Consider the following 19,760-nt stretch of genomic DNA (forward strand, 5'->3'; position numbering starts at 1 on the left):
ATCCTTACACCAAGGCGTAGGGTGCCCGTCAACGCGCCGATACACTGCCTTAACAAGCGCGTCAGGCTCACAGCGTCGTGCGTCTTCCACGCGGCATGCCATCCCCTCCCTCCCTGGAGCGACCGCGGGACCGGCCGCCCACGAAGGACAAGTGAGGACCACGTGAGCCAGAAGCCTGTCGTACTCATCGCAGAAGAGCTGTCGCCCGCCACGGTGGACGCGCTCGGCCCGGACTTCGAGATCCGGCACTGCAACGGGGCGGACCGAGCCGACCTGCTGTCCGCGATCACCGATGTCGACGCCATCTTGATCCGCAGCGCCACCAAGGTCGACGCGGAAGCCGTAGCCGCCGCGAGCAAACTCCGGGTCGTCGCCCGCGCGGGCGTCGGCCTCGACAACGTCGACGTCTCCGCCGCCACCAAGGCCGGCGTCATGGTCGTCAACGCGCCGACCTCCAACATCGTGACCGCCGCCGAGCTGGCCTGCGGTCTGATCATCGCCACCGCGCGCAACATCGCCCCGGCCAACGCCGCGCTCAAGAACGGCGAGTGGAAGCGGAACAAGTACACGGGCGTCGAGCTGAGCGAGAAGACCCTCGGCGTCGTCGGCCTCGGCCGGATCGGCGTGCTGGTCGCCCAGCGGATGTCCGCCTTCGGGATGAACATCGTCGCGTACGACCCCTATGTGCAGCCCGCGCGCGCCGCGCAGATGGGCGTCAAGCTGCTCACGCTGGACGAGCTGCTCGAAGCCGCGGACTTCATCACCGTGCACCTGCCCAAGACGCCCGAGACGCTCGGCCTGATCGGTGACGAGGCGCTGCACAAGGTCAAGCCGTCGGTCCGGATCGTGAACGCCGCGCGCGGCGGGATCGTGGACGAGGAGGCGCTGGCCTCGGCGCTCAAGGAGGGCCGGGTCGCGGGCGCGGGTCTGGACGTATACAGCAAGGAGCCGTGCACCGACTCCCCGCTGTTCCAGTTCGACAACGTGGTGGCCACTCCGCACCTGGGCGCCTCCACCGACGAGGCGCAGGAGAAGGCGGGCATCGCCGTCGCCCGCTCGGTGCGCCTCGCGCTCGCCGGTGAGCTGGTCCCGGACGCGGTCAACGTCCAGGGCGGCGTCATCGCCGAGGACGTCAAGCCCGCTCTGCCGCTCGCCGAGAAGCTCGGCCGGATCTTCACCGCGCTGGCCGGGGAGGTCGCGGCCCGCCTCGACGTCGAGGTCTCCGGCGAGATCACCCAGCACGACGTGAAGGTGCTGGAACTCAGCGCGCTCAAGGGCGTGTTCGAGGACGTCGTCGCCGAGACGGTCTCCTACGTCAACGCGCCGCTGTTCGCGCAGGAGCGCGGGGTCGAGGTCCGCCTCACCACCAGCTCCGAGTCGCCCAACCACCGCAATCTGGTGACGGTGCGCGGCACGCTCGCCGACGGCACCGAGGTCTCGGTCTCCGGCACGCTGGCCGGGCCGAAGAACATCCAGAAGATCGTCGCGGTCGGCGACGTCGACACCGACCTGGTGCTCGCCGACCACATGGCCTTCCTGCGCTACACCGACCGCCCCGGCGTGGTCGGCACCCTCGGCCGCATCCTCGGCGAGGTCGGCGTCAACATCGCCGGTATGCAGGTCGCCCGCGCCGCAGCCGGCGGCGACGCGCTGGTCGCCCTCACCGTCGACTCCACGATCCCGGCCGGTGTCCTCAGCGACATCGCGGCGGAGATCGGCGCGACGTCCGCCCGCGCGGTGAACCTGACGGACTGACGGTCCGCACGCGTACGACGGCGCCGCCTCCCACCGGGTGTGGGGGGCGGCGCCGTCGTATGTCCCGGCCGCCCTACAGCCGCGCCGCCTTCAGGGCCATATGGAGTAGCAGCCGCGACTCGCCGTCGGCCAGGTCGAGGCCGGTCAACTGCTCGATGCGCGAGAGCCGGTAGTAGAGGGTCTGGCGGTGGATGGCCAGCGCGGTGGCGGTGCGGCCGGCCTGCCCGGCGTTGTCGAGGAACGCCTCGGCGGTGTGGGCCAGTTCGCGGTGCGCGGGGGAGAGCAAGGGGGCGATCACCGGGTCCGGCGGGACGTCCGCCGGGAGCGCGGTCAGTAAACGGTAGGGGCCGATGCCCGACCACTTCGCGATCGGCCCGTGCAGCGGCTGCGCGAGCGCGGCGCGCGCCGCGTCCCCCGCCTCCCGCCACGCCTCCGGCAGCTCCGCGAGCGACTTGCGCCCGTCGCTGACCCCGGCCACCGCGCCCTCCGAGGCCACCTCCCCGAGCACCCGCGCCGCCGCCGACCTGGCCGTGGCCAGCAGTTGTACGGTGCGCAGCCGCACCAGCAGCGCGACGCAGTCGCCGCGCGGGCCCGGCACGAAACAGAGCGCCGCGGCCGACGGGATCGTCCGCGGCCCCGGCAGGTCGTCCTCGCCGCCGGACGGCGGCCGGATGCAGACCAGCGCGTGCGGCTCGTCGGCGTCCGGGCCGAGCGCCGTCCGCAGCGCGTCCTCCGCGTTGTCGCGGGCGGCGCGGGTGCGGGCGGTCAGCAGGTCGCGCAGCGCCCGGCCGGTGCCCGCGCCCTCGCGGGCCGTCACCGCGAGCCGGTCGCCGATCCTGGCGGCCACCGCCATCGCCGCGTCGAGCTGGGTGGCGGTGTGCTCGGCCTCGTCCAGCAGCCAGACGTAGCCGTGCACCACGCCGCCGTGCCGCACGGGCAGGCAGAGTCTGCCGCGGAAGACGCCCGCCGAGGGCGCGGCCGGAATCCGTACCGGCCCGGTGGCGCGGGTGATGCCGAACTGCTCGAACCAGGCGCGGACCTCGGTGGTGGAGCCGCGCGTGAGGATCGACCGGGTACGCACCGGGTCCGTCGCGCCGTCGTCACCGTCGTGCACGCCGAAGGCGATCAGCCGGAAGTCCCGGTCCTCCAAGGTCGCGGGCGCCCCCAGCAGCGCCGACACCTCGTCGACCAGCTCCTGGAGATCGCCGCCGAAGCCACTGAAACCGCCGCTGCCGCCGTAGTCACTACGCACTCGTCCATTCTCCCTCATACATCTGTATGAGGGACCACACCCTGATGCGTGACAGGTGTCGCTGGTCCAACGGGTAGGCGAATCCTAGATTCGGGGCGACGGCCGGGGACGGCCGTTCCCCCGTACCGCCCTCGTCCCGGAGGAGCCACCGTGCTCGGTCCCGTGTTGCTCGCCGCCTCGCGCAGCGACCGTATGCGCCGCGTCGTCGCCGCCGCACCCGTCACCCGTCCCGTGGTGAACCGCTTCATCGCGGGCGACGAACTGCGCCCCGCGATGGACACCGTGCGGTCGCTGACCGCCTCCGGCCTCGACGTCACCCTCGACCACCTCGGTGAGGACGTCACCGACCGGGCCACCGCGCAGGCCACCAGGGACGCGTATCTGCGGCTGCTGGAAGCGCTGCGGAACGACGGCCTCGGCAGCCGCGCCGAGGTGTCGGTGAAGCTGTCCGCCTTCGGCCAGACGCTGCCCGACGGCGGCCACGACATCGCGCTGGCCAACGTACGGCGGGTCGCCGAACTGGCCGCCGAGGTCGGCACCACCGTCACCCTCGACATGGAGGACCACACCACCGTCGACTCGACGCTGGCGATACTCCACGAGCTGCGCCGCGAGCACCCCGGCACCGGCGCCGTCCTCCAGTCGTATCTCTTCCGCACCGAGGACGACGCCCGCGCGCTGGCGGTCGCGGGCTCGCGCGTACGGCTGGTCAAGGGCGCGTACAAGGAGCCCGCCGAGGTCGCCTTCCAGGCCAAGGCCGACGTGGACAAGGCGTACGTCAGGGCGCTGCGCATCCTCTTCGCGGGCGACGGCTACCCGATGGTCGGCTCGCACGACCCGCGCATGATCGCCATCGCTCAGGACCTGGCGGCGCGCAACCACCGGCCGGCCGGGTCGTACGAGTTCCAGATGCTGTACGGCATCCGGGCCGCGGAGCAGCGGCGGCTCGCGGACGAAGGCGAACGTATGCGCATCTATGTGCCGTACGGCGCAGACTGGTACGGATACTTCATGCGCCGCCTCGCGGAGCGCCCGGCGAACCTCGCCTTCTTCCTCCGCTCCTTCCTCCCCGCCCGCTGATCCGGCCCGCCGGTCCCGGGCCCCTGATCCGCCCGTCGACTCCCGCCCGCTGATCCCCCTTTCTTCACCGAAGGAGAAACGCTTCATGGACGCCGTGACCCAGGTTCCCGCGCCGGTCAACGAGCCGGTGCACTCGTACGCGCCGGGCAGCCCGGAGCGCGCCCGTCTGGAGGCGAAGCTCAAGGAACTGGCGGGCAACCCCGTCGACCTGCCGATGTTCATCGGCGGCGAGCAGCGCATGGGCGGCGGCGAGCGCTCCGACGTCGTGCAGCCGCACAACCACGGCGCCGTGCTCGGCAGCTACGCCGAGGCCACCGCGCAGGACGCGCAGGACGCGGTCGACGCCGCGCTGGCCGCCGCCCCCGCCTGGCGCGCGATGGCCTTCGACGACCGCGCCGCGATCATCCTGCGCGCCGCGGAACTGCTCGCCGGACCCTGGCGCGAGACGATCGTGGCCTCCACGATGCTCGGCCAGGGCAAGACCGCCCAGCAGGCCGAGATCGACAGCCCCTGCGAACTGGTCGACTTCTGGCGGTTCAACGTCCACTTCGCGCGGCAGATCCTCGCCGAGCAGCCGGTCGCCAACGCCCCCGGCGTCTGGAACCGCCTCGACCACCGCCCGCTCGAAGGCTTCGTCTACGCGATCACGCCGTTCAACTTCACGGCCATCGCGGGCAATCTGCCCACCGCGCCCGCCCTGATGGGCAACGTCGTGGTGTGGAAGCCGTCGCCGACGCAGACCCACTCGGCCGTCCTGCTGATGAAGGTGCTGCGCGAGGCCGGGCTGCCCGACGGCGTCATCAACCTGGTGACCGGCAACGGCATCGCCGTCTCCGAGGTCGCCCTGACCCACCCGGACCTCGCCGGTATCCACTTCACCGGCTCCACCAAGACCTTCCAGCACCTGTGGCGCACGGTCGGCGAGCACATCGAGGGCTACAAGTCCTACCCCCGGATCGTCGGCGAGACCGGCGGCAAGGACTTCGTGGTCGCGCACCCGTCCGCCGACCCCGCGATCCTGAAGACCGCGCTGACCCGCGGCTCCTTCGAGTACCAGGGCCAGAAGTGCTCGGCCTCCTCCCGCGCCTACATCCCGCGCTCGATCTGGGACGGCGGCTTCAAGGAGGAGTTCGCGGCCGAGGTCGACGGCATCACCATGGGCGACGTCACCGATCTGTCCAACTTCCTCGGCGCCGTCATCGACGAGCGGTCCTTCGCCAAGAACAAGGCCGCCATCGACCGCGCCAAGGCCGACCCGACGATCGAGGTCGTCGCGGGCGGCACGTACGACGACTCGGTCGGGTACTTCATCCGCCCGACCGTCCTGGTCTCCACCGACCCGGACAACGAGATCTTCCGCGAGGAGTACTTCGGCCCGGTGCTCGGTGTGTACGTCTACGAGGACGCCGACTTCGAGACGATGCTCGCGCAGATGGAGTCGGTCTCGGCGTACGGCCTGACCGGCTCGGTCATCGCGCAGGACCGGGCCGCGGTGGCCGACGTGATGGAGAAGCTGCGGTTCGCCGCGGGCAACTTCTACATCAACGACAAGTCGACCGGCGCCGTCGTCGGCCAGCAGCCGTTCGGCGGCGGCCGGGCGTCGGGCACCAACGACAAGGCGGGCGCCGCGCAGAATCTGCTGCGCTGGACGTCCACGCGCTCCATCAAGGAGACGCTGGTCCCGCCGACGGACTACCGCTACCCGCACCAGGGCTGACCACGCCCTGCCCTCAGCGGCCCCCGTCACCGGTCCCCATCCGGTGGCGGGGGCCTCCTCATGGGTGACGGTCGTCTCAGATAGTAGGAAGTCCGAGTAATTGTGGCGACAGGACGGCCACGCTGACCTAACTTTGTAAGAAGCCGAACGTCTCGCTCCATCGAGCGAGCGGCGGATGCGAGCAGCGCCCTTCGCGCGGGTCACCCCCGCGGCGCCCGCTCCCCGCCCCGTTCCGTGGCGACCGCCATCCATCTCCTCAAGTTTTCCCTGGAGTTGATCACCATGGACGAGACCGCCCGCCAGAACGCCCTCCGCGCCCTCCAGCGCAGCATGGACCGCCGCGACAACGGCGGCAGCACGGGCCACGAGGCCCGCTGACCGCACCCCGCACGAGCGGCGCGCGGCCCGCGGCCGGCCCCGTGGCCCGGCCTCATGAGACCGGCTCCACACCACCGGTCTCACGGTTCCGGCCCTACCGCGCGCGCCGCGCCACCGTGAAGTGGTCGATCCGCGCACCCGTCTCCGCCAGCGCGGACACGGTCAGGGTCGACTCCCGCCCCGGCCGCGCGGGCTCGACGTCCACGGAGATGAACGAGTAGCCGGTGTAGCGGACCCGCGACCACTCGACGGTGTCGGCGACCTTGCCGCCGCCCTTCGCGGAGTGCCACGTCGTGACCGAGTCCACGTGGTGCTCCGCGCCCTCCACCGAGTCCGGCGCCGGGAAGTCGTACAGGCTGCGGCCCGCGCCGCCCGCGGTCACGTAGACGACGCCGTCCGTCTCCGGCCGGGTCGTCGCACCGATCGCCACCTGCCGGGACACCTGCCCGCCGCGGATCGCGTCGGTCCGCTCGTACACGTGGTTGTGGCCGTTGATCACCAGGTCCACCCGGTGCTTCTCGAACAGCGGCACCCACTGCGCCTGCACACCGCCGTCCGAGGCGTGCGCGTTGGTGGTCGAGTACGCGCAGTGGTGGAAGAAGACCACCAGGAAGTCGATGCCGTGCTGCTTGCGGTACTGGCCGAGCGTCCGGTCCAGCCACGCGGTCTGCTTGCCGCCGGTGATCCCGTAGTTGGCCGGGATCTCGTACGAGACGTCGTTGGCGTCCAGCGCGATCACCGCGGTGTTGCCGTAGACGAAGGAGTACGAGCCCGGCTGGTTCTTCGGGTCGTGGCCGTTGCCGGGCAGCGCCCAGCGGGCCTCCTGGCCGCCGTAGCCGTTGGGCGAGTACCAGGCCTCCATGTCGTGGTTGCCGGTGGTCACCATCCACGGCACCCGCGCGGCCACCGACTCGGTCTGCGCGAGGAAGGAGTCCCAGGTGCGCGCGTCGTAGTCGGCGCCGTCCGCGGGCAGGCCCGCGCCGTCCGGGTCGGCGTAGCAGATGTCACCCGCGTGCAGGTGGAAGGCCGGGTTGCGGGCCAGGATCAGCGAGTCGTTGGCCAGCGCGTGGTAGCTGACGCCCTGGTCGCCGAAGCCGGTGAAGGTGAAGCGCTCCCGCTTGCTCTGCGAGGGAGCGGTGGTGAAGGAACCCACGGTCGCGAAGGCGGCGGCGTCCGCCGGGTCGAAGCCCTCGTGGCCGACGCCGTAGTAGTAGGTGGTGTCGGGACGCAGCTTGTCCAGCGCCACGTGCAGGTAGAACTGGTCGACCGGCGGCAGCTTGCTGTTGAGGAGCTGCGGGGTGTGCAGCGCCCGCACCTCCGCCTCGATCTTGTGGCTGAGCGACCAGGGCTGGAGACCGACCCGCAGGAACGGCCTGCGGACCGCGAGCGGCACCTGCCAGGAGACCCGGAACTGGGTCTTCGGGTCGGGGCCGAAGGCGAGGTGGCGGCCGAACGGGGCGACCAGCGCGCCGTCGACGTGGTGCCCGGTGGCGGGCCGGCCGAGCAGCGTCGGGCCCGCGCCGGGGCTCGGGGTGCTCGCGGCGGCGACGCCGCTGAGGAGGCCGGAGGCGGCGATCGTGCCCGCGGCCGCGACACTGCCGCCGATGACCCGGCGGCGGGTCAGCTTGGCGCGCAGGTATTCGTGCTGCTCCGCCATGCTCATCCGGCCGGCGAGCCTGGCGTCGATACCCATCTGTGGTGTGTCCATGACGCGCAATCTCCCAGCGCCGTCCTACCGTGGCCCGACTGGCGTCCGTCCGCGCGGTGAACGCGGCGTGGCGACCGGCTGACGCCCAGGATGCCGGATACCTCCGGTCGTCCGGCATGCGGACACGCCGTGTCAGGGGCTGGGACGCGGAGTAGGGTGCACGGCATGTCTCGCAGCATCAGCCTCGCAGTGATCCCCGGTGACGGAATCGGCCAGGAAGTCGTGACGGAGGGCCTCAAGGTCCTTGCCGCCGTGCTTCCGCAGGACGTCAAGCTGGAGACGGAGGAGTTCGACTTCGGCGCGAAGCGCTACCACGCCACCGGTCAGACGCTGACCGACGACGACCTCGGCCGGCTCAAGGCGCACGACGCGATCCTGCTGGGCGCGATCGGCGACCCGTCGGTGCCGTCGGGCGTGCTGGAGCGCGGCTTCCTGCTCAAGCTCCGCTTCGCCTTCGACCACCATGTGAACCTGCGGCCGAGCAAGCTGTTCCCCGGTGTCGCCTCGCCGCTCGCGGGCACCCCGGAGATCGACTTCGTCGTGGTCCGCGAGGGCACCGAGGGCCCGTACACCGGCAACGGCGGCTCGATCAGGACCGGCACCGAGCACGAGGTGGCCACCGAGGTCAGCCTGAACACCGCCTTCGGCATCGAGCGCGTGGTGCGCGACGCGTACGCCCGCGCCCAGGGCCGCCCCCGCAAGAAGCTCACGCTCGTGCACAAGAACAACGTGCTCGTGTACGCGGGCCACCTGTGGACCCGGATCTTCGAGCAGGTCGGCGCCGAGTTCCCCGAGGTCAGCACCGACTACCTGCACGTGGACGCGGCGACGATCTTCCTCGTCACGCAGCCCGAGCGGTTCGACGTGATCGTCACCGACAACCTCTTCGGCGACATCATCACCGACCTGGCCGCGGCCGTCTCCGGCGGCATCGGCGTGGCCGCCAGCGGCAACATCAACCCCAGCCGCGACTTCCCCTCGATGTTCGAGCCGGTGCACGGCTCCGCGCCCGACATCGCGGGCCAGTCCAAGGCCGACCCGACCGCCACCGTGCTCTCGGTCGCCCTGCTCCTGCGGCACCTCGGTTACGAGGCCGAGGCCGAGCGGATCGACGCCGCCGTCCAGGCCGACCTGTCCGAGCGCACCGGACAGCCCGCCCGCAGCACGGTCGCGATCGGCGACGCGCTGGCCGCCCGGGTATCCGCCTGACGCGGCGGTCCGACCTCGAGGCCAGGGGCTGCCCCGGCCCCACCTGTAGGTACCCGGCCCCACCGCTGCGATAATCGGCGGTGGGGCCGCGGTGCGACCGGATGCTCGGACGTCCTAGGACCTGTCCCGGTGTCCCCGCCGCCACGACGGCGAACGACAACGGCTGACCTGCGCTGACAGCACCTGCCAGCGCACGACGGCGAACGACGGCGAACGACAGCGAACACGGCGAAGGACACGGACATGACGACACCCACGATCGAGCTGAAGCCCTCCGCCCACCCGCTGGCCGCCGCCGAGCGCGAGGCGATCCTGGCCGACCCCGGCTTCGGGCGGTACTTCACCGACCACATGGTCACCATCAAGTGGACCGAGGGCCGCGGCTGGCACGACGCCCAGCTCGTGCCGTACGCCCCGCTCTCGATCGACCCGGCGAACATGACGCTGCACTACGCGCAGACGATCTTCGAGGGCCTGAAAGCGTACCGCCAGCCCGACGGCACCGTGGCCACCTTCAGGCCCGAGGCCAACGCGCGGCGCTTCCAGTCCTCCGCGCGCCGCCTGTCGATGCCCGAGCTGCCGGTCGAGACCTTCATCGAGGCGTGCGACGTGCTGGTCAGGCAGGAGAAGGCGTGGGTGCCGGACGCGGGCGAGGCGTCCCTCTACCTGCGGCCCTTCATGATCGCCACCGAGGTCGGCCTCGGGGTGCGCCCGGCCAACGAGTACCTCTTCCTGGTGATCGCCTCCCCGGCCGGTTCCTACTTCTCCGGCGGCGTCAAGCCGGTCTCGGTGTGGCTGTCCGAGGAGTACGTGCGCGCCGCGCCCGGCGGCACCGGCGCCGCGAAGGCGGGCGGCAACTACGCCGCCTCCCTCGTCGCCCAGGCCCAGGCCATCGAGCACGGCTGCGACCAGGTGGTCTGGCTCGACGCGATCGAGCGCCGCTGGATCGAGGAGATGGGCGGCATGAACCTGTACTTCGTGTACGGCAACCGCATCGTCACCCCCGAGCTGTCCGGCTCCCTCCTGCCGGGCATCACGCGCGACTCCCTCCTCACCATCGCCGCGGACCTCGGCTACGAGGTCGGCGAGGGCCGGATCTCCGTGGACGACTGGAAGCGGGACGCCGCCGACGGCACCCTCACCGAGGTCTTCGCGTGCGGCACCGCCGCCGTGATCACTCCGGTCGGGTCCGTCAAGTCCACCCGCGCGAGCTGGCCGGTGGCCGACGGCGCACCCGGCGCGGTCACCATGCGCCTACGGGAGGCGCTTCTCGACATCCAGGGCGGCCGGGCCGCCGACCCGTACGGCTGGATGCACCCGCTGGGCGGCTGAGCGCGGGCAGGGGCGGCGCGTCGGACCGCGAGGCGCCGCCCACCAGGGAAGCGACCGAATGGTGAGACCGGCGTCCCGAGCGGGCCGGTTTGTGGCACACTGCCAACGTGCACCCGTACGCCAACGTGATTATTGGCCGCAGGCACGCCGGTCCGCAGTGACTGATCCCCTGACCACAGGGGAGCGTCACCCGCCCAGACCCGCGTGCAGACCTCTCGCATCCGCGAGAGGTTTTTTCGTTTTCCGGCCCACCACCGCCGGGAGGCGGGGCGCGAGGGACGATGGGGGCAAGTGGAGCTGGATCCTCCCGATATCCGCATGTCCGGACGGGAACCCACTCACCCGACAGGAGTTACGACAGCCATGACCGCCGAACTGGACGACAGCTTCCACGTCTTCGACACCACGCTGCGCGACGGCGCCCAGCGCGAGGGAATCAACCTCACCGTCGCCGACAAGCTGACGATCGCCCGGCACCTGGACGACTTCGGAGTGGGGTTCATCGAGGGCGGCTGGCCCGGCGCCAATCCCCGCGACACCGAGTTCTTCGCCCGCGCCGCCACCGAACTGGACCTGAAACACGCGACGCTGGTGGCCTTCGGCGCCACCCGCCGCCCCAACGCGGTCGCCGCGCAGGACCCGCAGGTCAAGGCCCTGCTGGACTCCGGCGCCCCGGTGATCACCCTGGTCGCCAAGTCCCACGACCGGCATGTGGAACTGGCCCTGCGCACCACTCTCGAAGAGAACCTGGCGATGGTGACGGACACCGTCTCCCACCTCGTCGCCCAAGGGCGCCGCGTCTTCGTCGACTGCGAGCACTTCTTCGACGGCTACAAGGCCAACGCCGCCTACGCCACCGCCGTCGTACGGGCCGCGCACGAGGCGGGCGCGTCCGTCGTCGTCCTGTGCGACACCAACGGCGGGATGCTGCCCGCCCAGGTCCAGGCCGTCACCGGGCTGGTCCTGGCCGACACCGGCGCGCGCCTGGGCATCCACGCGCAGGACGACACCGGCTGCGCGGTCGCCAACACCCTGGCCGCCGTGGACGCGGGCGCCACCCACGTCCAGTGCACCGCCAACGGCTACGGCGAGCGCGTCGGCAACTCCAACCTCTTCCCGGTGGTCGCCGCGCTGGAGCTCAAGCACGGCCGCCGCGTCCTGCCGCCCGGCACGCTCGGCGAGATGACCCGCATCTCGCACGCCATCGCCGAGGTCGTCAACCTGCCGCCCTCCACCCACCAGCCCTACGTCGGCGTCTCCGCCTTCGCGCACAAAGCCGGTCTGCACGCCTCCGCGATCAAGGTCGACCCCGACCTCTACCAGCACATCGACCCCGAGCAGGTCGGCAACACCATGCGGATGCTGGTCTCCGACATGGCGGGCCGCGCCTCCATCGAGCTCAAGGGCAAGGAACTCGGCATCGACCTCGGCGGCGACCGCGAGCTGGTCGGCCGGGTCGTCGCGCGCGTCAAGGAACGGGAGCTGAAGGGCTACACCTACGAGGCCGCCGACGCGTCGTTCGCGCTGCTGCTGCGCGAGGAGCTGGAACGCGCTGAGAACGGCGGCCCGCGCCGCTTCTTCCGCACCGAGTCCTGGCGCGTCATCACCGAGGACCGCCCCGACGGCACCCACGCCAACGAGGCGACGGTGAAGATGTGGGCCAAGGGCGAGCGCATCGTCGCCACCGCCGAGGGCAACGGCCCGGTCAACGCCCTGGACCGCGCCCTGCTCGCGGCCCTCGGCCGGATCTACCCGCAGCTCGCCGCCTTCGCGCTGGTCGACTACAAGGTCCGTATCCTCGAAGGCCGTTCGGGCACCGACTCCACCACCCGCGTCCTGATCACCACCACGGACGGCGCCGCCGAGTGGTCCACGGTCGGCGTCGCGGACAACGTGATCGCCGCGTCCTGGGCGGCACTTGACGACGCGTACACTTACGGGCTGCTGCGCGCGGGCCTCGAACCCCAGGAGCAGTAGCGGGATTTGGCCCCCTGGGCGTCATCCCTCGCGGGCCGTTTACCGGCCTTTACCGGTCTTTGCCGGTCTTTGCCGTGCTCCGGGTCCCGGTCGTGTTCCCCGCGACCGGGACCGTTCATGTGCGGACACTGGCGGACGCGCGTAGAGCTCGGGCACACTCCTCCTGCGCCACCTGCACACCGGTCACCCGCACACCACCCACCCCAGCGGAAACAGCAGGAGGAATCGCATGACGCTACGTCTGCGCGCCCGATCCGTGCTCAGTGTCCTGACTCTCGTCCTCACCGCGGTGTTCGCCCCCGGCATCGGACTGGCCAGCTCCACCGACGCGTTCGCCGTCACCAAGCTCACCCACGCCCAGGCGACGAGCATGTTCAGCGGCGCGGGCATCACCTGGTCGTCCTCCGGCGGCTGCTCCAACCGCAACGTCTCGACGTGTACGTCCTTCGACCAGCTCAACCTCACCACCGCCCAGGGCGCCGTCACCCTCAAGCACGCCAGCGGCTGCGCCCTCAACATCACCGGCGGCACCGAGACCGGCCACGCCAGCGGCACGTACTCCCACTGGAACGGCTACAAGCTCGACTTCGGCAAGAACACCTGCATCACCAACTACATCCACAGCGCCTTCACCTACATCGGTCTCCGCGGTGACGGCTACCCCCAGTACCAGGCTGCCTCCGGCAACATCTACGCCGACGAGGGCAGCCACTGGGACGCCCTGTTCTACACCTGCGGCGGCTGCTGACCCCCTCCGGGGCGCGGGGAACGTGCGCTGCCGCAGCGCAGGGCCTTGTTCTCGGGGGCGCGGGGAACCGCGCGACCAGCCCCCACCGGGCTGTCAGCCCGAAGACAACGGCATCTGCCCCGCTGGCGCCGGTCTTCAAAAGGCCGCGCCACCGTCGGTGGCTGAGCGCGCGGTTCCCCGCGCCCCTCAAAAGATCGGCGAACCGCCCCACAGCAGAGGAACCGCACGGGGCCGCGCCCCGGGAAGGATGAGTACGGATGCTCAGGCCCGCCCCGGAGGCGGACGGCTAGCGTCGGGGTAGGCGAAAGGAGCCCCCCGTGCTGTGGTTGGTGATGCTGCTCGGAGCGGCGACAGGTCTGCTCGGCACGCGGCGGCAGCGCCGCACGGCGGCCCGCATGGGCGACCGCCTCTTCCCCGGCCGACTCGCCGTCTACGGCGCGCGTTCCCGCTTCCCCGCGGCCGGCGGCGCCGAGGTGATGTTCCGGGTGACGGACGACCCGGACGCCGTCGTGCGGCTGAGGGTGGACCGGGCGGAGCCGGAAGAGGACGAGCTGCGCAAGGCGGTGGCGGACGCCCTGGACCTGGCGCGGACCTGGCGCGGCCTCGACGCGGCGTTCCGCGCAGGCGGTTACGAGGTGTACGCCCTCGGCAACGTCGTCGCCGAGCCGTGGATCGCGGCCGACCCCCGTAACGGAACGGTCGACGACCTCCTCACCCGTATCGCCGCGTGCCTGACCCGCTGGTCCGGCGCCACGCCCACGACCGTACTGATCGCCCACCCCGACCTGGTGGCGGGCCTGAAGGACCGGGACCCGAGCGCCCCGACGCTGCTGCGGGTGACCGCGAGGCGGCGGCTCGCCGCCCTGTCCGGCCAACGCCCGTACTACCGCGCCTGGTTCGAATGGCGCGACGGCGTCCCCGTCCCCGGCTCGGGGCGCCTCGACCTCGTCCGCCCCTTCGACGACAGCCAGCGCTTCGCCGCCGCCGTGGAGGCGAGCGCCGCCGCGTGGCTGGCCGAGGCGGTCCCGGAGGCGACGGTGTGTTCCGCGACCGGCGTGTGGCGGCTGCTCCCGAACCGCGTCGACCGCGTCACCGGCTTCGTCCTCTACCGCGACGAGCCCGAGCCGGGCCCCGTCTACCTGGGCAAACACGCCCTGCGCGTGACGACGGACCTGGACGGCGCGCTGGTCGGCGACCCGACCGTCCTGCCCCACGTGCGGGAGGGCCGGGGCCGCCTGCACCTGCCCGCCCTGTGAGGAGCGCGCCCCCCTGCTCCGTCACGCGTCCCGTCCCCGCAGCAGCACCCCGCCCCCGAGCAGGGCCGCCCCCGCCCACGCGGCCAGCACCCCGAGCCCCGCCCACGGCGGCAGCCGTCCCGGGCGGGGCCGTCCCGGGCGGGGCCGTCCTGTCAGGGGTGACGGAAAATGGGTCGAGCCCACGGCCCCCGATACGTAAGGTCACGCGGGTGACAGACACCCCCGAGACCATCGTCAGGGACGCGGTGGCGGCCGACGCCGCCGCCATCGCGCACGTCCACGTCACCTCGCGCGAGGTGACCATGCCGTACCTGCCGCCGCGCAAGCGGACGGACGCCCAAGTGGAGGCGTGGGTGCGGGACATCGTGCTGCCCGGCTCGGCGGTGTGGGTGGCCGAGCAGGGCGGCGCCGTCGTCGGCTACGCGTCCGTCGAGGACGGGGTCCTCGACGCCCTCTACCTCCTGGCGGAGGTGCGCCGCCAGGGCATCGGCAGCCGCCTCCTCGCCCGCGCCAAGGCGCACAGCCCCGCCGGCCTCACCCTCTTCGCCTTCCAGCGCAACACCGACGCCCGCGCCTTCTACGAGCACCACGGCTTCACGCTGGTCGACACCAACGACGGCTCCCGCAACATGGAGAAGGAGCCCGACCTCTCCATGCGCTGGCCGTAACCCCCTGTCCGGGGGCGGCGGGTGTCAGACCCCGGCGCTAGCATGCGACGCATGGGCATGATCGAGAACTACGCACGTCTGACACCCGCCGAACTCGACCGCGCCGTCCGGGAACCGGACTGGACGCAGGAGTTCGTCTTCGACCTGATGTACGCCGAGTCGGAGGAGACCACGGGCGCGGGTCAGCCGCGCTGTCTCGACATCGACAAGGCGTGGGACGCCCTGGACTTCCTGTTCCGGCGGATCGAGTTCCCGCTCGACATCGTCCACGGCGGCCAGCCGATACCCGGCGCCGGCGACTGGGGCTACGGCCCGCCCCGTTACCTCACCCCCGACCAGGTCCGCACGGCCGCCGCCGCCCTGACCGCACTCCCCGCCGCCGCCCTCACCAAGGACCTCACCGAAGCCGAGGTCGAAGAGGGCGTCCTCTACCCGAGCGTCGAGGGCGAGGCCCTCGAAACGCTCGAATACGCGACCCAGCACTACGAGGCCCTCGTCCCCTTCTTCCAAGCGGCAGCCGCCGAAGGCGACGCGATAGCCCTCTGGCTCAGCTAGCCCCTCCCGGCGCCTCCCACCCCTCACGCACCGCCCTCCCCACAGCCTCCGGCGTAGCCGTGTCCTCGACGGACTCCATTCCCAACAGCCCGAGCGGAAACAGCAGTACGTCCACTCGCGGCACCTCCCCGCCCGCGTTCCACTCCCGCACCGCCTCGAGCGCCCGCGACACCCCGAAATACGCGGGGCTGACGTCGGCGTACTCCGGCCGCACCACCGGTCGCCCCTCGCCGTCCAGCATCGCCGGGCGCGTGGCGGGCACCACGACAAGACCCGGATAACCGTCCCCCCGCACGTTCCGCAAAATCTGCGCCCGCCCCGGCGTCGGCCTCCCCCCGTACCGCCCGTGCGCGAACACCCCGGCCACCATCACGGCATCAGCGCCCACATCCCGGGCCTCGGCCTCCCACAACTCCACCGGCAGACCATCCCCCAAATGCCGCCGCCACACCTCAAGAAGCCGTGCGTTGTCCGAAACGATGATGATGTCCACGTCGCGTTCCACTCAGAAGGGGTGCATCAGGGCAGGGGCATGAAGGGAAGGATGCGAACTCGTCCCGCGTGGGCCATCTCTTCCACGGACAGGGCCAGAGCGTCGATTCCGCCGCCCGCGTCCGCCAGGTGGTCGATCAGGCTCTCGGGGTTGATCGCGTCCTTGTGGATCACCGATCTGACCAGGGTATAAGGACCTTCTTCCTTGTACGCCTTGAACGCGGCCCGGGCATAAGCCGCCGCGCCCTCCATCGTCGTCGAGAAGTACTTGGTCTCGATGCCGAGGACGTTCTCGAACCGCCGCGTCTTGAGCAGCTGTGCCAGCTCCTTGGCCTGGACGGCACGGTAGATGAAGATCTCGCCCGGCTTGAGGGCGCGACCCAGTTCCGTACAGGGACTCAGGCCGAACGGGTCGATCTCGTCGTATGGATTCTCCACATACGTGTGGTGGTTGGGAGCCGGGACCAGGCCGAGGGGATCGGGGCTCTGGTAGCGGGCGGTGACCGGGTCGTAATACCGCAGATGGTTGTAGTGGAGTCCGGTCTCGGCGTCGGCGTACTGGCCGGGGAAGCGCAGCGGGCAGTCGGTCTGCCCGCCGACGGCTGGTTGCCGGTCCCATACCGTGCGCGTGCTCCGCCACGCCACATCGCCGTCGGAGCCGATGAGTTCGCTGGGGGCACCGATGAGATCGGTGACGATGGCGTAGAAGCGTTCGTCGATCTGGGCCAGCGGACGGTGTGTGCCAGGCGCGTACTCCCAGGTCGTGGCGGCCTGCCCCGTCACCTCTTCCGTCATGCGCGCGCCGTCCCAGACGAACACGGTCTCCGCGATGAGGCCGCTGTCGCCCCACTGCTGCTTGGCGATCCGACGGCCCAGCGCGTCGTACAGATAGCGCCAGACGCTGCCGTCCGGCGTGGTGACGCCCGTCATCCGGTCCTCGGCGTCCCAGCGGTACTCCCATACGCGCCGGCCACCGGAGAGCAGCCGTTGCGTGTGCCGGACGACCCGTCCCTGTTCGTCGTAGGCGTAGGACGAGCGGCCCGCGTGCCGCAGCAGCGTCCCCTCGACCGCCCGGGCCCCTTCGGCGGCGGCCGTCCGCACCACCGGTCCCGCCGCGGAGCTGATGTTTCCCAGCGGATCGTAGGTGTACGACTCGCTCTCGGAGCCGTCGGCAGTCCGCACACCGGCGACCCGCCCGGCGGCGTCGAGCCGGAAGTCCCGCGTGGCGTCGGGCGTCGAACCGCTCTGGCCGGTGAGCCGGCCGTCGGGTCGGTACGCGTAGGCGCGGTCGAAGCGGCCGGTCCGGCCGGAACCGCTCGGGTCGTGCTCGGTCACGGTCTGTCCCGACAACCGTCCGGCGGGATCCCAGCTCTGGTCGAGTGTGAAGGCGCCGGTCAGCGTGCGTGACCGCTCCCGACCCGCCGCGTCGTAGGAGAAGGACAGTGTGCCCGCGCCGAAGGTCACGTCGTGCGGTTGCGCGGTCGCGCCGTAGTTCCACACCGAGTGGCGTCCGGCCGGTGTCACCCGTTCCACGCGGCGCCCGAGCACGTCATAACGGCTCTGCACCGTACGGCCGTTGACCGTCTCGGCCACCACGGCACCGAGGACGTCACGTTCGATGAGGAGCGACGAATGGTCGTTGTCCGCGCGGACCAGCCGTCCCACCGGGTCGTAGGCGTACGTCGTCGCCGCGCCGTCAGCGTGCCGCGCCGCCACCAGCCGGCCGACAGCGTCCCTTTCATAGGTCAACCGTTCACCCGCGCCATTGGTCCGCCCGCTGACCCGGCCTGCCGCGTCGCGCTCGTAGATCACCGTCCGGCCGTTGAAATCCGTCTCCTCGGTGAGCCGTCCGGCCGGGTCGTACCGGTAGCGCCAGCGGGAACCGGCCGCGTTCAGTACCTCGACCAGCCGCAGTTCGGTGTCGTAGCGGAAGGCGGTACGGGCGCCGTCCGGACCGGTTCTGGCCATGACCCGGTCGAAGGGGGCCGTCTCGCAATGGGTGACCGCCCCCAGCGCGTCCCGGTGCTCCACCAGGTTGCCTTCGCCGTCGTACGCCCAGTGCTCCACCGCTCCGTCCGGCAGAGTGCGGGACGTCATCCGGCCTTCCACGGTCCAGGACAGGCGCATGACCCCGCCGAGCGGATCCTGTTCGGCGACGACTCGGCCGAAGGCGTCCCGCTCCCACCTGGTGACGGAGCCGTCGCTCTGCTCCACCGCAAGAGGGAGCCCGGCAGGGCTGAGGGTGAACCGCTGCCGGTGACCGAGGGCGTCCGTCACCTCACGGAGCCCGCCGTGTCCGTCGTACGACGCCACTGTCACCGCCCCGACGGGATCGGTCGTGGTCAGCGCGTTACCGCTTGCGTCATAGGTCTGCGACCACTGCGCGCCGTCCGCCGTCGTGATGCGGATTGGGCGGCCGGGGCCGTCGAACTCCGCTCGCGTGACTGTGCCGTTGGGGTGGGTGATGTGGGTGGGGTTGCCGTGGGTGTCGTAGGTGTAGGTGGTGGTGTGGCCGAGGGGGTCGGTGTGGGTGAGGAGGTTGTCGTGGGGGTCCCAGGTGCGGTGGGTGGTGTGGTGGAGGGGGTCGGTTTCGCGGAGGAGCTGGTAGCGGTCGTTGAATTCGTAGGTGGTGGTGTGGCCGAGGGAGTTGACGGCGTGGGTGGTGTGGGTGTGGGGGTCGTAGCGGTAGGTGTAGGCGAGGATGTCGTCGGTGCCGGTGGTGCGGACGCAGCGGCCCTGGCCGTCGTAGGTGTAGCGGTACCAGGTGGTGTTGCGGTCCTGCCAGCCGGTGATGCGGCCTTCGGGGTCGTAGGTGAAGGTCAGGGGGAGGCCGGAGGAGTTGGTGACGGCGGTGAGGTGGCCGCCGGTGTAGGCGTACCGGGTCAGGGCGGGCCGGTGGTCGGCGGATATCAGGTGCAGGGCGGTGACGCGGCCGTCGGCGGTGGTGACGCCGATCTGGTATCCGGCGTCGTGGGTCATCCGGGCGGGGGCGCCGGCCGGGTCGTAGGTGACGGTGACGCGGTTGTCGTTGCGGTCGGTGAGGGTGTGCAGGGGCAGGTCGGCGGGGCTGCGGCCGGGCAGCGGGCGGAAGTGCAGGGCCTGGCCGGTCTCGGGCTGGGCGACGGTCATGGTGCCGCCGGGGGTGCCGTCCCAGGTCAGGGGCCAGCGCGGGCCGGTGACGGGCATGACCGGAAGGCCCGGCCCGGGTATGGGGTAGTCCAGGGTCATGCCGTCGGCGGTGGTGAACCGCACGCCCTGGTCGTCCAGGACCAGCCGCTGGTCCAGCGTGGAGGCCCAGGTCGGCCCGAACCACCGCCCGCCGCGGAAGTTCGTGCGGTGGGTGCGCTCGATGACCAGCGGGAGGACACCGGGCAGTTCGGCGTCGGTGGCGGACATCACCATCTCACCGGTCGCCATGTCGATGGGGTCACCGCACGTGAACAGCTTCTTCAGCATCCGGCTGGTCTCACCGAGACTCGCCGCGCCCTTGCGGACGCTGTTCGCGATGTTCTCCAGCGCCCGCCCCGACTTCAGCAGCGCGGGGAGTTCGCGGGCCATCTTCAACAGGCCGCCGGCGGTGGTGAGGCCCTTGAACATCGGGATGCAGTCCAGGGCCGCGAACAGGACGTCCCA

15 protein-coding genes are annotated in these 19,760 nt (G+C 71.4%); 11 read left to right on the forward strand and 4 right to left on the reverse strand.

Annotated features, from left to right (window positions below; translation table 11 throughout):
* The first annotated feature begins 162 nt into the window (after nucleotides 1–162).
* Nucleotides 163–1,755, forward strand: coding sequence for a phosphoglycerate dehydrogenase (serA, locus tag ABZX65_RS32235; RefSeq protein ID WP_355348123.1), 1,593 nt, complete (start codon nucleotides 163–165; stop codon nucleotides 1,753–1,755).
* Nucleotides 1,756–1,828: 73 nt separating this feature from the next.
* Here the strand turns inward: serA and ABZX65_RS32240 are convergent, their stop codons facing one another.
* The gene (locus ABZX65_RS32240) at nucleotides 1,829–3,025 is read right to left on the reverse strand and encodes a helix-turn-helix domain-containing protein (protein ID WP_355348126.1); all 1,197 of its coding nucleotides are present in this window, start codon (nucleotides 3,023–3,025) and stop codon (nucleotides 1,829–1,831) included.
* Nucleotides 3,026–3,157: 132 nt separating this feature from the next.
* Between ABZX65_RS32240 and ABZX65_RS32245 the strand changes: the two genes are divergently transcribed.
* From ABZX65_RS32245 to ABZX65_RS32255, 3 genes are all read left to right on the forward strand, one after another.
* Nucleotides 3,158–4,087, forward strand: coding sequence for a proline dehydrogenase family protein (locus tag ABZX65_RS32245; RefSeq protein WP_355348129.1), 930 nt, complete (start codon nucleotides 3,158–3,160; stop codon nucleotides 4,085–4,087).
* An 85-nt stretch (nucleotides 4,088–4,172) separates the two neighbouring features.
* Nucleotides 4,173–5,804: an L-glutamate gamma-semialdehyde dehydrogenase gene (gene pruA / locus ABZX65_RS32250; RefSeq protein WP_355348131.1), complete on the forward strand. Its 1,632-nt coding sequence runs from the start codon at nucleotides 4,173–4,175 to the stop codon at nucleotides 5,802–5,804.
* 234 nt (nucleotides 5,805–6,038) lie between these two features.
* Nucleotides 6,039–6,182: a hypothetical protein gene (locus ABZX65_RS32255; protein WP_188284990.1), complete on the forward strand. Its 144-nt coding sequence runs from the start codon at nucleotides 6,039–6,041 to the stop codon at nucleotides 6,180–6,182.
* 94 nt (nucleotides 6,183–6,276) lie between these two features.
* Here the strand turns inward: ABZX65_RS32255 and ABZX65_RS32260 are convergent, their stop codons facing one another.
* Nucleotides 6,277–7,890: a metallophosphoesterase family protein gene (locus tag ABZX65_RS32260; RefSeq protein WP_355348134.1), complete on the reverse strand. Its 1,614-nt coding sequence runs from the start codon at nucleotides 7,888–7,890 to the stop codon at nucleotides 6,277–6,279.
* A gap of 165 nt (nucleotides 7,891–8,055) precedes the next feature.
* Between ABZX65_RS32260 and ABZX65_RS32265 the strand changes: the two genes are divergently transcribed.
* The 7 genes from ABZX65_RS32265 (at nucleotide 8,056) to ABZX65_RS32295 (ending at nucleotide 15,635) form a co-directional block, all read left to right on the forward strand.
* A complete protein-coding gene (locus ABZX65_RS32265) occupies nucleotides 8,056–9,099 on the forward strand; it encodes a 3-isopropylmalate dehydrogenase (protein ID WP_355348137.1) in 1,044 nt (347 codons plus the stop codon).
* 243 nt (nucleotides 9,100–9,342) lie between these two features.
* Entirely contained in the window at nucleotides 9,343–10,431 is a 1,089-nt protein-coding gene (locus tag ABZX65_RS32270) for a branched-chain amino acid aminotransferase (protein ID WP_355348140.1), read from the forward strand.
* Nucleotides 10,432–10,794: 363 nt separating this feature from the next.
* Nucleotides 10,795–12,408 carry a citramalate synthase gene (cimA, locus tag ABZX65_RS32275; RefSeq protein ID WP_355348143.1) on the forward strand — a complete coding sequence of 538 codons (1,614 nt, stop codon included), beginning with the start codon at nucleotides 10,795–10,797 and terminating at the stop codon, nucleotides 12,406–12,408.
* A 229-nt stretch (nucleotides 12,409–12,637) separates the two neighbouring features.
* On the forward strand, nucleotides 12,638–13,156 hold the full coding sequence (locus ABZX65_RS32280; RefSeq protein WP_355348146.1) for a hypothetical protein: 519 nt from the start codon (nucleotides 12,638–12,640) through the stop codon (nucleotides 13,154–13,156).
* 317 nt (nucleotides 13,157–13,473) lie between these two features.
* Complete coding sequence (locus ABZX65_RS32285) at nucleotides 13,474–14,412, forward strand: hypothetical protein (RefSeq protein ID WP_355348149.1); 939 nt, start codon at nucleotides 13,474–13,476, stop codon at nucleotides 14,410–14,412.
* Nucleotides 14,413–14,621: 209 nt separating this feature from the next.
* Nucleotides 14,622–15,080, forward strand: a complete 459-nt coding sequence (locus ABZX65_RS32290) for a GNAT family N-acetyltransferase (RefSeq protein WP_355348151.1) — start codon at nucleotides 14,622–14,624, stop codon at nucleotides 15,078–15,080.
* Nucleotides 15,081–15,131: 51 nt separating this feature from the next.
* The gene (locus tag ABZX65_RS32295) at nucleotides 15,132–15,635 is read left to right on the forward strand and encodes a YfbM family protein (RefSeq protein WP_355348154.1); all 504 of its coding nucleotides are present in this window, start codon (nucleotides 15,132–15,134) and stop codon (nucleotides 15,633–15,635) included.
* Here ABZX65_RS32295 and ABZX65_RS32300 read toward each other — a convergent pair.
* On the reverse strand, nucleotides 15,628–16,128 hold the full coding sequence (locus ABZX65_RS32300; protein ID WP_355348157.1) for a hypothetical protein: 501 nt from the start codon (nucleotides 16,126–16,128) through the stop codon (nucleotides 15,628–15,630). The genes ABZX65_RS32295 and ABZX65_RS32300 overlap by 8 nt on opposite strands.
* Nucleotides 16,129–16,154: 26 nt before the next feature.
* Nucleotides 16,155–19,760 (reverse strand): DUF6531 domain-containing protein (locus ABZX65_RS32305; RefSeq protein ID WP_355348160.1); only part of this gene is annotated, 3,606 nt, incomplete at its 5' end.

It is taken from the genome of Streptomyces sp. NPDC003300 (genome assembly GCF_040610915.1).
Lineage (GTDB): Bacteria > Actinomycetota > Actinomycetes > Streptomycetales > Streptomycetaceae > Actinacidiphila.

Coding starts and splice junctions, on each gene's coding strand:
- ABZX65_RS32270 (WP_355348140.1), top strand. CDS start 9,343: ATGACGACACCCACGATCGAGCTGAAGCCCTCCGCCCACCCGCTGGCC.
- ABZX65_RS32260 (WP_355348134.1), bottom strand. CDS start 7,890: ATGGACACACCACAGATGGGTATCGACGCCAGGCTCGCCGGCCGGATG.
- ABZX65_RS32265 (WP_355348137.1), top strand. CDS start 8,056: ATGTCTCGCAGCATCAGCCTCGCAGTGATCCCCGGTGACGGAATCGGC.
- pruA (WP_355348131.1), top strand. CDS start 4,173: ATGGACGCCGTGACCCAGGTTCCCGCGCCGGTCAACGAGCCGGTGCAC.
- ABZX65_RS32240 (WP_355348126.1), bottom strand. CDS start 3,025: ATGAGGGAGAATGGACGAGTGCGTAGTGACTACGGCGGCAGCGGCGGT.
- ABZX65_RS32280 (WP_355348146.1), top strand. CDS start 12,638: ATGACGCTACGTCTGCGCGCCCGATCCGTGCTCAGTGTCCTGACTCTC.
- ABZX65_RS32295 (WP_355348154.1), top strand. CDS start 15,132: ATGGGCATGATCGAGAACTACGCACGTCTGACACCCGCCGAACTCGAC.
- cimA (WP_355348143.1), top strand. CDS start 10,795: ATGACCGCCGAACTGGACGACAGCTTCCACGTCTTCGACACCACGCTG.